The sequence below is a fragment of the Mycobacterium sp. NTMscope_MAC_12 genome (assembly GCF_976985675.1).
The window spans coordinates 3839191-3851782 of record NZ_CDRJYY010000001.1 but is presented as its reverse complement, the minus strand read 5'-3'; the positions used below and the strand labels follow the sequence as shown (position 1 = coordinate 3851782).

Below are 12592 nucleotides of genomic sequence, written 5' to 3'. Positions count from 1 at the left end.
CCCGGGTCGGTATTGCTCATGCGCCGCGATCCGTACAGGCCGCCGCCATTTCGGCCAGCGCGATGCGAACGGGTTCCTCGATCGACACGTCGGCGAGGTGGGCGCGCGCGGACGCGACGCGGTCGCCGATCATCCGTTCGATCAACCCCAGGGCCCCGGTCTCGATGATCAGCGCCTTCCACCTGTCGATCGCGTCGTCCTCGAGGGCTTCACGATTCGCCAGCTCGGTGAGTTCACGGCGCGTCGACGGATCGGCCAGCTGGTGGGCGGCCGCCACGACGCTGGTTGCCTTGCGCTCGAGCAGATCTCCCGCGCCGGGCTTACCCGTCACCGCGGGGGATCCGAAGACGCCGAGCACGTCGTCGCGCAGCTGAAACGCCTCGCCGAGGGCGCGGCCGTAGCAACCCAGCTGGGACAACGTGCGAGCGTCGCAGCCGGCCATGGCCGCCCCGATCTCCAGGGGCCGGCGCACCGTGTAGTTGCCCGATTTGCGCCGTGCCACGTCGAGCACGAATTCCAGCCCGGGCGCCTGCCGCGCGTCGTTCGTCAAGTCGGCGAACTGTCCCACCGCGAGCTCGGTGCGCATCGCGTCATAGCGCGGCCACACCCGTTGCAGCCGCCGGGGGTCGACGCCGCTGTCCCGCAGCATCTGTTCGGCCCAGATCAGGCACAGATCTCCGAGCAGGATGGCGGCCGACTCGCCGAATCGTCGTGAGGTGCCGGGCAATCCGCGCTCCCGGTGCCACCGCCCCAACTGCAGATGCGCCGACGGACGGCCGCGCCGCACGTCCGAACCGTCCATGACGTCGTCTTGCAGCAGCGCGAACGCGTGCACCAACTCAAAGCTGGCCGCGGCCCGCAACGCGGCCGGGTCGGGCGGCGCACCGCACAGCCACCCCAGGTACATGAACGTCGACCGCAGGCACTTACCGCCGGAGGCGAAGTCGGCCAGGATGTCGCCTGCCGCTTCGATACCCGCCCCGTCCAGTTCGGCGGCCCGTCGCTCGGCGACGAAGTCGGCGACGTGGACCAAAACCATCCGCCGCAGGTTCGACCGCCACTCGCCGAAGTCGGTCCGGCCGAACCACGCCGTCGCCACCGGCGGTGCTGCGGTGGGCGGCGAAAACGACAAAGCTCCCATGTTGCCCAAGCGCTCCCTCCCGAACGGCCTGGAATGCCCGGGCCTGCGCGGCCCCGGCACACGCGGTCATACCCACCGACGAGGCGGACAAACCACTGCGCGAGCCGCCTGGTTTCCGCCCCGCGCCGCCCGGGAGGACATACCACCTCGTTCAATAACTTAAACATTCATTCGATGAAATTCACCCGGGCCGCGCCGGCCTGGAGCGACGACGGCCGGCCTCGCCGCGTCACCCTCGAGAGAACTAAGGCATCGAACCGAAACGCGAACTCGTGCAGCGGTTTAACGGCGGTGAGGTCACGACGCGGCGCCGCGGCTGACCTGGCTCCGCGGCTGTCGGGGACGAGGCAGGTCGGACATGAATCTGAGGCGGGCCCGCAGGATGTCTTCGATGGTTTGAAAGGCTTCCGGTACCGAGTCGGTGGTCGCCAGCCCGTTGTCGTGCACGATGCGCAGCAGTGGCCGCATCGCCGTGCCGGTGACCACGCTGCAGTGCACGCGGGCTTTGCGGAATTCGTCGTTGAGCACCAGCAGCGCCCGAAAGCCCTCGACGCTGACGAAGCGCAGCCGGCTCACATCGAGGACCACGGGGGTCTTGAGCCGGGCGAAGCCGCGGATGGCGTCGGTGAGATCGTGCGCATTCGCGGCATCGACCTCGCCGTCGACGCGCACCACCGTGGCGAGGCAGCGCGCATAAACGTATACGTGTGCCCTGGCGAATTGGGCCATGTGGCGGCAGTGTGCGGGATCATGGTGGTCCGCCGAATGCGCGGAGTGAAGAGCAGCCATTGAAGCGCCTATCGATGGTGGTGAGGAGGGAGTGACCAGTGTTTTACACACCGCTCCCGTTAGAGACGCAGCTGTGAACTCAACCTGACAGCAGCCTAGCGCCGAACGTCCTCGCTCAGGAGCAACGTTTCGTTTTCCGGCCGGTGGGCAACCGCGTCTGGCCGCTGGTGAATCCGGTGGTGAAAGCGCGTTTGGCCGTCCGGCCGCGGGGTATACGCGGGCCAAGTAACAAACGCGTCGAATCCCTTGACGGACGCGAGGGGTGGTGCGGCCCAATGGAAAAGCAAGGCCGCCGCTGGTGCCGGTTAGCGGTTGCGCCCGCTGCCGCGATGATGCTCATCGGCGCGCCGGGATGGGCCACCGCCGACCCCGGCGTCACCGTGTTTCCGGGAATGGAGATTCGTCAGGGCAACACAGTGTGCATGGTCGGAATGGTCGAGCCGCGGCTGCGGGTCGCGCTCACCAGCGGGCAATGTGACGGTGGGCAGTCGATGGTGACCGACCGAGACCGCAACCCGATCGGCGACGTGGTCCTCGGCCGTCGCCAGGTCGACACGGACTCGGCCGCGGACACCTCGATGCTGCCGGTGGAATACGAAGTCATCGCTCTCGCAGGCAATGTCACGGCCTCGGACCTGTTGCCCACGGGACGCCGGCTGCGGTCGACGCCCGGCCTGAGTGCGCAGCCGGGCCTGCCCGTGTGTCAGCTGCGCCGCTCGACGGGCCAACGATGCGGCTCCGTCGGCACGGTCACCAACGGCCGCTTCGCCATCGCCGACATGGTCGTGGACGGTCGTGACTTCGGCGGCCCGGTCTACGCCCTGACCGACGACAACAACGCCGTCATCGTTGGGCTTTACGAGGGCATGTGGAGGTCTGCGCCGCAGTTCGAGACGTGGCAGGCGGTCATGGCCCAGGTCTACATCGACAGCCACTCCTCCAGCGGGCATCAACAACTCCCCGCTCTACGCATGATCAACTGGCACACCACCCCTCGCGTATTTGCGGCACCGTAACTTCCCCGTCGTCACGCGACCCGGGCCGCACCGCGTGTTTCCCCCGACACAGAACGGGAATCCGCCGCCGGTGAACGTTTTAGAACTCGTGGCGGTGCCCTTCCAATGGGGCTCCGCGATCCGGGGCAAGCGGCTCTTTCATCCGACCGGAGTGTTGGCGAGGGGCTTCGTCGAACGCGTCGCCCCGGCGGGTCAGGGCCTGCCGATCCCGTCGTCGGAGATCGTTGCCCGGGTATCCAAGGCCAGCGGCACACCCGGCGCGCTGCCCGACTTCGTCGGCCTGGCCTTCCGGTTGCCGCCCCCGGGGCCGGCGGGAAAGCCCTGGGACATCTTGCTGGTGTCCGCGGGGTCGGGGGTGCTGTCCCGGGCGGTGGCGCTGCGGCCGACCGTGTCGTGGAACGGCCGGACCCTGACCACCCTGATGCCGTTGCATTATCAGAACAACAATTGGTGGCTTCGGGCCCGCACCCCGGGCGACATCGACGGCCTCGGCCTGTCGCTGGACACCTTCCGCAACCGTCTCGAACGCGGCAATATCGAGATCACACTCGACCAAGCCTGCGGCAGAGGCCATTTCACACCATTGGGTCGTTTGACGCTGACCACCGTCATCGACGACGAAGCCCATCACGACGTGTCGTTCGATCCCGTCGTCAACACCGCGCCCGGCCTGAACCTGCACCCGCGCTGGCTCGCCGATCTGCGTGCCCGCGCATATCGGAACAGCCGTGACGGCAGGGACGCCGATGCGTAGCCACGTGAGCGAGAGCGCGTGGGAAGGAGGTAACCGGTGTCCAAGCGCATCGTGATCACCGGCGCCAGTGGCAATGTCGGCACCGCGCTGCTGCGCCGGCTCGCCGAGGACGGCTCCGACTACGAGATCGTCGGAATCACCCGCAGGCGACCGCCTCCGGACGACGTGTACCGGCCCGTCCGCTGGCATGAGCTGGACCTGGCCGACCCGGGCGTGGAGATTCAGTTGCTCAACGTCTTTCGCGGAGCCGACCGCGTGGTTCATCTGGCGTGGGGATTTCAGCCCACCCGCAACAGGCGGTACCTGGACGCCGTCGCCGTCAACGGCAGCACGGCGGTATTGAGCGCGGCACACAACGCCAAAGTTCCTCACCTGCTGCACATGTCGTCGGTGGGGACCTACGCCGCCGGGCGATATGGACAGAAGGTCGATGAGACTTTCTCGACCGCGGGCATCCGTTCCTCCGCCTACAGCAGGGCGAAGTCCGCGGTGGAGCACATGCTCGACGGCTACGAGCGGCACAACCCCGACGGGGTCGGAATCACCCGGATGAGGCCCGGATTCATCATGCAGCGCGACGCTGCGCCGGGCCTGCGCCGCTATACCCTGCCCGCGTACGTGAACCCGCACTGGCTGCGTTGGCTGCCGTTGTTACCGCTGGATCGCTCGCTGAGCGTGTCGATCGTGCACGCGGACGACGTCGCCGACGCGTGCGTCAAGGCGATCGAGGGTTGCGCGCTGGGGGCGTTCAACTTGGCCGCCGAGCCGCCGGTCGGGCGCGACGACGTCGCGCGGGCGGTGCGGGCACGCCCCGTGCACGTGCCGTCGGCGCTGCTCGGCTTGCTGGTGGAGGCGTCGTGGCGGGCGAGGTTGCAGCCCCTGGACCGCGGCTGGCTGGATATGGCGTTTTCGTTGCCGCTGTTGGCCACCGGCCGCGCGCGCACCGTGCTGGGATGGTCGCCGCGCTGGGATGCGGTGGCGGCGCTGGCCGACCTCATCGACGGCTTCCTTCATGAATCGGGGACCCGCAGCCCGGTCCTGCATTCGCGGTCGTTCGCCGAGGCCATCGCGCGCGACGTCCACGAAGGCCCGCTCACGGTCCGGCAAGTGCCCTAGGAGCCCCGCCGTCAAAAACCGCTACCGGTCCGGCAAGGCGTGTTCGACGATGGGGAGCCGTGCGTGCGGCTGCCGCTCGCCGCGCTTGGCCGAGAGATACACCTGCGCGGTCTTGTCGGCCACCGTGTGCCAATCGAAGTCGGACGTGAGGCGTTCGCGGGCGGCATGGGCGCGTTGTTGCGCGGCGCGCGGATCGTCGAGCACCGTGCGGATCGCCGCGGCCAGCCGGGTCACGTCGCGGGGTGGACACGATACGCCGGTCTGACCGTCGATCACCGCCTCGCCCAGACCGCCGATGTTCGACGTCACCAGGGGGGTGCCGGCCGCGGCCGCCTCCAGCGCCACGATGCCGAACGGCTCGTAGTGACTGGGCAGCACCGCGGCGTCGGCGCGATGCAATACGGCCAGCAGCTCGGCGTGTTCGAGGTGGCCGACGAAGCGAATCGCCTTGAGCACCCGGTGTTTACGGGCTTGCTCGATGAGCCAGCCCTGCTGGGTGCCCTCGCCGGCGATGGTCAGTGTGGTTCCCGGGTGGGTGCGCCTGATCCGCGGGAGCGCGGCGATGACGTCGTGCACGCCCTTCTCGTACTCCAGCCGCCCCAGGTAGAGCAGTTCGGCGGGCCCGGTGCGCGGCCGGCGCGCCGCGAACGGCCACCGCGCCGTTTCAATGCCGTTGCAGATCACGGTGATCTCGGCCAGCCCGGGGCCGAACAGTTCGGTGATCTCGTCGGCCATCGATCCCGAACACGTGATCAGCGAATCGGATTCACGCACCAGCCAGGACTCGACCGCGTGCACCTGACGGCTGAGCGCACCGCTGACCCAGCCGGAATGCCGACCGGCCTCGGTCGCGTGGATCGTGGAAACCATTGGCACGTCATAGAATTGGGCCAGCGCGATCGCCGGATGGGCCACCAGCCAGTCGTGGGCGTGCACGACGTCGGGCCGCCACGCGTGGTTGCGGTCCGGTTGCTTGACGGTCAGCCCGGCGCGGACCATGGAATGGCCCATGGCGAGCGTCCAGGCCATCATGTCGGTGCCGAAGGCGAATTCGTGCGGATCCTGCGCGGCCGCGATCACCCGGACGCCCTCGCTGACGTGGTCGGACGACGGATGGCTCCGGGGATCGGTTCCGGTGGGTCGGCGCGACAGCACCACCACGTCGTGGCCTGCGGCCGCCAGCGCGGTGGACAGGTGATGCACGTGCCGGCCGAGCCCGCCGACGACCACCGGCGGGTACTCCCAGGACACCATCAGGATTTTCACGTCGTGACCCACCTCATCGGGGCAGCCGGCGCGCGTCGAGGGAGCCGAACAGTCCGTCGGCTCGGTTCCACCCCTGCGCCAGGCGCTGCGCGGTGTCGCGCCGCCCGGACGCCAGCGCCCCCGCGATCTCACGGGCGGCGTGCGCGTGCAGGTGGGCGCGGTAGCGGGCGTAGTCGGCGGCCGAGTCCTTGCTCACCATGAACGGCCAGTCACTGGAGACGGTGAGCAAGGTTTCGCGCAGGATCTGATCGGCGACGTGGTCGCGGGGGATCGGCCCGTCCAGCGTCGCGGTTTGGGACAGCGCCTTGTCGACGGTGCTCAGCGCGGTGTCGACCACTTCGTTGTTGAGCTGCACCAGGTCGGCGACCTGGTCGCCCGCCCACACCTGCCAGTCCTTGCCCGAACCCCACGAGCTGGGCGGCAGGGCCACCGGCTGACCGACGAAGCCGTCGGCGAGCGCGTCGTTCAGGGTGCCCACCCGCACACCGGCCTCGGGCAAGGCGCGCAGCACCCGCTCCAGCCAGGTCGGGCCCTCGTACCACCAGTGGCCGAACAGTTCGGTGTCGAAGGCGGCGATCACGTGCGCGGGCCGCCCGATGCGCGCGGACTCCGAGAGCAGGCGGTTGCGGACCGTCTCGACGAAGTCCCCGACGTGGACGTCGACCGCGTGGTCGGCGCGCTCGGGGTCGTAGGGCGCCTTGGCGTCCGAGGACACGTTGCGGCCGGTGACCCTGGCCGGCTTCAGGCCGGTGAGGTGGTCATAGGTGTGGAAATCGCGGTAGGCGGCATGCCCGGGGTAGCCCGACTTCGGCGACCACACCCGATAGCTGACCTGCAGGTCGCGGCCGAACGCCACCACGTCGGTGTCGCCGACGGGCCGGCCCAGGGCGGTGTCACCGTGCAGCGACGGGCCGTCGACCATGAAATGCGTGACGCCGGCCGCGGAGTAGTCGTGTTCCAGCCCGGGCGCATACGCGCATTCGGGCGCCCAGATGCCGCTGGGGGTGTGCGCCAGCCGCTGTCCGGCGTCGGCCAGCCCCTCGCGCAGGGCGAACTCGCGCAGCCGGGGCGCGAGCAGCGGTTGGAACGGGTGGGCCAGCGGCCCGCCGAGCAGCTCCACCGTGCCGGCGTCGAGCAGGCCGCGCAGCAGCGGGCTACCGCCGTGCCGCCACAGGGTGGCGAAGTCCTCGAGCGCGCTGTGGGCCTCCGCTTCCTCGCGAATTCCCAAGGCGCGCAACGCTTCCGGTGTGCAGGACTGATAGCCGGCCGACTTCGACCGGGGAATCGACCGCACGCTGGCCGCCTCGGTCGCGCGCAGCCGCCAGTTCGCCAGCCAATGATGCATGCCGCCAAGGCAATACGGGTCGTCGAGTTGGGCGTTCACCACCGGTGTGACGCCGAGCGTGATCAGCCCCCGGCGATCCTCGCCCGCCAGCGTGTTCAGCACGCGCATCAGCGGCAGGTAGGCCGCCGCCCAAGATTGATAAAGCCATTCCTCACCGACCGGCCAGCGGCCGTGGTGGGCCAGCCAGGGGAGGTGGGTGTGCAAAACCAGGGTAAACAGGCCGGGGACCCGGTCTTGCGTTGAGGTCACGGCGCTACCGCGATCGCGATCAGGTCGAGACTGTCGTCGATGTGCCGGCCGGTCGCCGCCCCGGATCCGCTCTCTATCAGCTCGAAGTCATCCGTGGTGACCGCGGCGACGTCCGCCGCCAGGTCGGGTGGCCACGGCGCGTCGGTTACCGCGCGCGCGATTTGCGCGTCGATGATCGAGCCGCCGTGCCGGGCATCCATCTCCCGCAGCCGCGGACCGTGGAACAGGCCGCTGATCGACACGTCGGAGAAACCCCCGCCGACGAGGAGCTCGGCCAGCTCGCCGGCGTTGAGTTCGCGGGTGTGGAACGGGTTGATCGGGGTGTCGCGCCCGGGTGAGAACGTGATCCGGTTCGGCGTGGACATCATCAGCAGCCCCGACGGGCGCAGCACCCGCGCGCACTCGACGACGAATTGTGTTTGGTCCCACAGATGCTCGATCACCTGGAAGTTGACCACAATGTCGACCGAGGAATCGGGCAGCGGCAGCTGCGCGAGGTTCGCCTGCATGACGTCCACCCGTGGGTAGCGGGAGCGGACGTGGGCCACGGCGGACTCGTCGTAGTCCACGGCGATGACGCGGCGGGCGACACCGGCGATCAGATCGGCGCCGTATCCCTCGCCGCAGCCCGCCTCGAGCACCTCGCGGCCCACGCAACGCTCGGCCAGCCGCTGATAGACGACCTCGTGGCGGCGGAACCAGTAGTTTTCGATGTCCAGCCCCGGGATGGTGCGCTCGCCCGTCAGCGTCAACATCGCGTCGCCCGCCGACGCGGAATCGCCGGGGGCGCGCGGGGGGACGTCAGGGACCAGTGCGCTCATTGCATAGGCAGGCTAACGCGAAGTGTCGGATTCGCGAACCACGAAAGTGGGTGGCCCCGCTTCTCAGGCGGCGGACGGGCTGCACGAACCTGCCGCCCGGCGACGATCCCGTCCGGGACAGCGGACGGGGGAGGAGCGGGCAATATGGCCTGAGCCACCAGCTATGGTGTGAAGGCATACCGCACAAAGTTACCGGGTAGTAACACGGCTGTGCGTTGCGAAAAACGCGTACCGAGGTCTCGCAGTCGATCGCTGCGGACCCCTTCGAGGAGGACGAACCACACTCATGACGAACATCGTGGTCCTGATTAAGCAGGTCCCAGACACCTGGTCAGAGCGCAAGCTGACAGACGGCGATTACACGCTGGACCGCGAGGCTGCAGACGCCGTGCTCGATGAGATCAACGAGCGCGCGGTAGAAGAGGCCCTGCAGATCCGGGAGAAGGAAGCCGCCGACGGCGTCGAGGGATCGGTCACCGTGCTGACCGCGGGTCCCGAGCGCGCCACCGAAGCGATCCGCAAGGCGCTGTCGATGGGCGCCGACAAGGCCGTCCACCTCAAGGACGACGGCCTGCACGGCTCCGACGTGGTGCAGACCGGGTGGGCCCTGGCCCGCGCGCTGGGCACCATCGAGGGCACCGAGCTGGTGATCGCCGGCAACGAGGCCACCGACGGCACCGGCGGGGCGGTGCCGGCCATCATCGCCGAGTACCTGGGCCTGCCGCAGCTCACCCACCTGCGCAAGCTGTCCATCGAGGGCGGCAAGGTCACCGGTGAGCGCGAGACCGACGACGGCGTCTTCAACCTCGAGGCCACGCTGCCTGCCGTGGTCAGCGTCACGGAGAAGATCAACGAGCCGCGCTTCCCGTCCTTCAAGGGCATCATGGCCGCCAAGAAGAAAGAGGTCACGGTGCTGACCCTGGCCGAGATCGGTGTCGAGAGCGACGAGGTCGGGCTGGCCAACGCCGGATCCACCGTGCTGTCGTCGACGCCGAAGCCGCCGAAGACCGCGGGTGAGAAGGTCACCGACGAGGGCGAGGGCGGCAACCAGGTCGCCCAGTACCTGGTCGGCCAGAAAATCATCTAGTCGAGCACCCCATCGAAGACCATTCCTGAGACGAGAAGAGCGATATAACCATGGCTGAAGTATTGGTGCTCGTGGAGCACGCGGAAGGTGCGCTGAAGAAGGTCACCTCCGAATTGATCACCGCCGCCCGCGCGCTGGGCGAGCCCTCCGCCGTCGTGGTCGGGGCGCCGGGAACGGCCGCCCCGCTGGCCGACGGGCTGAAGGAGGCCGGCGCCGCCAAGATCTACGTCGCCGAGTCCGACGACGCGGACAACTACCTGATCACCCCGGTGGTCGACGTGCTGGCCGCGCTCGCCGAATCGAACGCGCCCGCGGCGGTGCTGCTGGCCGCCAGCGCCGACGGCAAGGAGATCGCCGGCCGGCTCGCCGCCCGGATCGGATCCGGTCTGCTGGTCGACGTGGTCGAGGTCAAGGAAGGCCCCAAGGCCGTCCACTCCATCTTCGGTGGCGCGTTCACCGTCGAGGCGCAGGCCAACGGCGACACCCCGGTGATCACCCTGCGCGCCGGCGCCGTCGACGCCGAGCCGTCCGCCGGTGCGGGCGAGCAGGTCACCGTCGAGGTCCCGGCCCCCGCCGAGAACGCCACCAAGATCACCGCCCGCGAGCCCGCGGTCGCCGGTGACCGGCCCGAGTTGTCCGAGGCCACCATCGTGGTGTCCGGCGGTCGCGGCGTGGGCAGCGCCGAGAACTTCAGCGTGGTCGAGGCCCTGGCCGACTCACTGGGTGCGGCCGTCGGCGCGTCGCGTGCCGCCGTCGACTCCGGCTACTACCCGGGCCAGTTCCAGGTGGGCCAGACGGGCAAGACGGTCTCGCCCCAGCTCTACATCGCGCTGGGCATCTCCGGCGCCATCCAGCACCGCGCGGGGATGCAGACCTCCAAGACCATCGTCGCGGTCAACAAGGACGAAGAGGCACCCATCTTCGAGATCGCCGACTACGGCGTGGTGGGCGACCTGTTCAAGGTCGCTCCGCAGCTGACCGACGCGATCAAGGCACGCAAGGGCTGAGTTTCTCGGCCTCGAAGAGCCCCCGGCGCGGCGGTGCCGGGGGCTTTTTCGGCCCACCCGCAAACCCCGTGCGTCACAAGGGCCCCACCAGTGCCTAGCGGAGGGATGGGCCGTCGTACCCACCTCCGAGCGACAACGGCAGACGGGCTCGGTCATTTCGTCATCTGACGTGCACCGACACGTCACAGCGTCGATGCCGACCAGCTCACCGGCTACGCCACGTTGTGTCTCATGAGCATCGCTTCCGTCCTCATCCCCGCCGACAAGCCGGGTAGCGCGGCCACCGCACCGCGGTACTCCCTGTTGCTGTCCACCGACCCCGACATGATCGAGGCGGCGCAGCGACTCCGGTACGACGTCTTCACCAGCACACCGGGCTTCGCCGTGCCGCCGGACGACGGCCACGGCTCGGACCGGCGCGACGAGGACCGCTTCGACGAGTTCTGCGACCACCTGCTGGTCCGCGACGACAACACCGGCGAGCTGGTGGGTTGCTACCGCATGCTGGCGCCGGCGGGCGCCATCGCGGCCGGCGGGCTGTACACCGCCACCGAATTCGACATCCGGGCCTTCGACTCGCTGCGGCCGTCCCTGGTGGAGATGGGGCGCGCCGTGGTGCGCGACGGGCACCGCAACGGCGGCGTGGTGCTGCTGATGTGGGCCGGCATCCTGGCGTACCTGGACCGCTACGGCTACGACCACGTCACCGGATGCGTGTCGGTGCCCATCGGCGGCGAGCCCGACGACCAGCCCCCGGGCAGCCGGCTGCGCGGCGTCCGCGACGTCATCCTGGCCCGCCACGGGGCGCCGCCGCGGTACCGGGTGCGGCCACACCGTCCCGTCCTCGTCGACGGGACGGCCCTCGACGACATCCCACCGCCCGCGCGGACGTCGGTCCCGGCGCTGATGCGCGGTTACCTGCGGCTGGGCGCCCAGGTGTGTGGGGAACCCGCGCACGACCCGGATTTCGGTGTCGGGGACTTCTGCGTGCTGCTGGGCAAACAGCACGCCGACACCCGATACCTGAAGCGACTCCGATCGGTGTCGGCCGCCTCCGGGCTGACCAGCGCAGCGGCGGCCGGGTACCGATGAGCGCCGGCGCCGGGCATGCCTGGCTGCCGCGCGCGTCGTGCGACGCCGGCTGCGTGGGTGCCGGCGACGCGGTGGGCGCCCGGCCGCTGCGGGTGGCGCTTCGCGTTCTGCTGGCGCTGCTGCTGGCGCCGGGGCTGCCGCTGCTGGCCGTGCCGCTGCCGGGTCGCACCCGCGTGCAGCGCCTCTATTGCCGGTCGGTGCTGCGCTGTTTCGGTGTCCGGATAGCGGTGTCGGGCAACCCGATTCGTAACCTGCGCGGCGTGCTGGTGGTCAGCCCACACATGTCGTGGCTCGACGTCTTCGCCATCGGCTCGGTGTTGCCGGGGTCGTTCGTCGCCCGCGCCGACATGTTCAGCGGGCCGGCGACCGGGATCGTGGCGCGCATGTGCCAGGTCATCCCGATCGAGCGGTCCAGTTTGCGGCGGCTGCCCGGTGTGGTGGACGCCGTCGCCCGCCGGTTGCGCGCCGGCCAGACGGTCGTGGCGTTTCCGGAGGGCACCACCTGGTGTGGTTCGTCCGGCGACGATGCCGGCCGGGACGCGGCCGGAGGAGAAGCCGGACCCTCCCACCGAGGCCGGGGGTCCTTCTACCCGGCCATGTTCCAGGCCGCGATCGATGCCGGCCGGCCGGTGCAGCCCGTGCGGCTGACCTACCATCACGGCGACGGCACCCCGTCGACGGTGCCGGCCTTCGTCGGCGACGAGACGCTGCCGGGCTCGATCCGCCGGCTGCTCGCCCAGCGCCGAACGCTGGCGCAGGTGCACGTCGAGTCGCTGCAGCTCCCGGGGACCGATCGGCGCGCGCTGGCGGGCCGCTGCCAGTCGGCGGTGGGCGCCGGGACGGCCCGGTGCGCTGGTCACGGGCACGTGCTGGTGGCCTGAGCCCACCGGCGGGCCGGTATCGTGGGTC

Annotated in this window: 12 protein-coding genes; 7 read left to right on the top strand and 5 right to left on the bottom strand. The window is 69.7% G+C overall.

Annotated features, from left to right (window positions below; all coding sequences use genetic code 11):
- Positions 1-16 precede the first annotated feature (16 nt).
- On the bottom strand, positions 17-1141 hold the full coding sequence (locus AC0KS4_RS17665; RefSeq protein ID WP_225326544.1) for a polyprenyl synthetase family protein: 1125 nt from the start codon (positions 1139-1141) through the stop codon (positions 17-19).
- Positions 1142-1438: 297 nt separating this feature from the next.
- On the bottom strand, positions 1439-1870 hold the full coding sequence (locus tag AC0KS4_RS17660) for an STAS domain-containing protein (protein ID WP_238956551.1): 432 nt from the start codon (positions 1868-1870) through the stop codon (positions 1439-1441).
- A gap of 335 nt (positions 1871-2205) precedes the next feature.
- On the opposite strand from AC0KS4_RS17660, the gene AC0KS4_RS17655 reads away from it, so the two are divergent.
- The 3 genes from AC0KS4_RS17655 (at position 2206) to AC0KS4_RS17645 (ending at position 4816) form a co-directional block, all read left to right on the top strand.
- Positions 2206-2946 carry an Rv1815 family serine proteinase gene (locus tag AC0KS4_RS17655; RefSeq protein ID WP_238956550.1) on the top strand — a complete coding sequence of 247 codons (741 nt, stop codon included), beginning with the start codon at positions 2206-2208 and terminating at the stop codon, positions 2944-2946.
- A gap of 70 nt (positions 2947-3016) precedes the next feature.
- Positions 3017-3700, top strand: coding sequence for a phosphodiesterase (locus AC0KS4_RS17650; RefSeq protein WP_238956549.1), 684 nt, complete (start codon positions 3017-3019; stop codon positions 3698-3700).
- Between the two features lie 36 nt (positions 3701-3736).
- A complete protein-coding gene (locus tag AC0KS4_RS17645) occupies positions 3737-4816 on the top strand; it encodes an NAD-dependent epimerase/dehydratase family protein (protein WP_238956548.1) in 1080 nt (359 codons plus the stop codon).
- A gap of 21 nt (positions 4817-4837) precedes the next feature.
- Here AC0KS4_RS17645 and AC0KS4_RS17640 read toward each other — a convergent pair whose 3' ends face one another.
- Genes AC0KS4_RS17640 through AC0KS4_RS17630 form a run of 3 tightly spaced genes read right to left on the bottom strand, consistent with a single transcriptional unit; the run spans position 4838 to position 8497 of the window.
- Positions 4838-6082, bottom strand: coding sequence for a glycosyltransferase family 4 protein (locus tag AC0KS4_RS17640; RefSeq protein WP_238956547.1), 1245 nt, complete (start codon positions 6080-6082; stop codon positions 4838-4840).
- Between the two features lie 13 nt (positions 6083-6095).
- Positions 6096-7676, bottom strand: a complete 1581-nt coding sequence (locus AC0KS4_RS17635) for a 1,4-alpha-glucan branching protein domain-containing protein (protein ID WP_238956546.1) — start codon at positions 7674-7676, stop codon at positions 6096-6098.
- Positions 7673-8497: a class I SAM-dependent methyltransferase gene (locus AC0KS4_RS17630; protein ID WP_225326551.1), complete on the bottom strand. Its 825-nt coding sequence runs from the start codon at positions 8495-8497 to the stop codon at positions 7673-7675. The genes AC0KS4_RS17635 and AC0KS4_RS17630 overlap by 4 nt, the downstream gene beginning before the upstream one ends.
- Before the next feature lie 286 nt (positions 8498-8783).
- Here AC0KS4_RS17630 and AC0KS4_RS17625 point away from each other — a divergent pair, with 286 nt between their 5' ends.
- The 4 genes from AC0KS4_RS17625 (at position 8784) to AC0KS4_RS17610 (ending at position 12564) form a co-directional block, all read left to right on the top strand.
- A complete protein-coding gene (locus AC0KS4_RS17625) occupies positions 8784-9584 on the top strand; it encodes an electron transfer flavoprotein subunit beta/FixA family protein (protein WP_225326552.1) in 801 nt (266 codons plus the stop codon).
- A gap of 50 nt (positions 9585-9634) precedes the next feature.
- Positions 9635-10591 (top strand): electron transfer flavoprotein subunit alpha/FixB family protein, encoded by a 957-nt coding sequence (locus AC0KS4_RS17620; protein WP_225326553.1) that lies wholly within the window; start codon positions 9635-9637, stop codon positions 10589-10591.
- A gap of 231 nt (positions 10592-10822) precedes the next feature.
- Positions 10823-11683: a GNAT family N-acetyltransferase gene (locus AC0KS4_RS17615; RefSeq protein ID WP_238956545.1), complete on the top strand. Its 861-nt coding sequence runs from the start codon at positions 10823-10825 to the stop codon at positions 11681-11683.
- Positions 11680-12564, top strand: coding sequence for a lysophospholipid acyltransferase family protein (locus tag AC0KS4_RS17610; protein ID WP_238956544.1), 885 nt, complete (start codon positions 11680-11682; stop codon positions 12562-12564). The genes AC0KS4_RS17615 and AC0KS4_RS17610 overlap by 4 nt, the downstream gene beginning before the upstream one ends.
- Positions 12565-12592 lie beyond the last annotated feature (28 nt).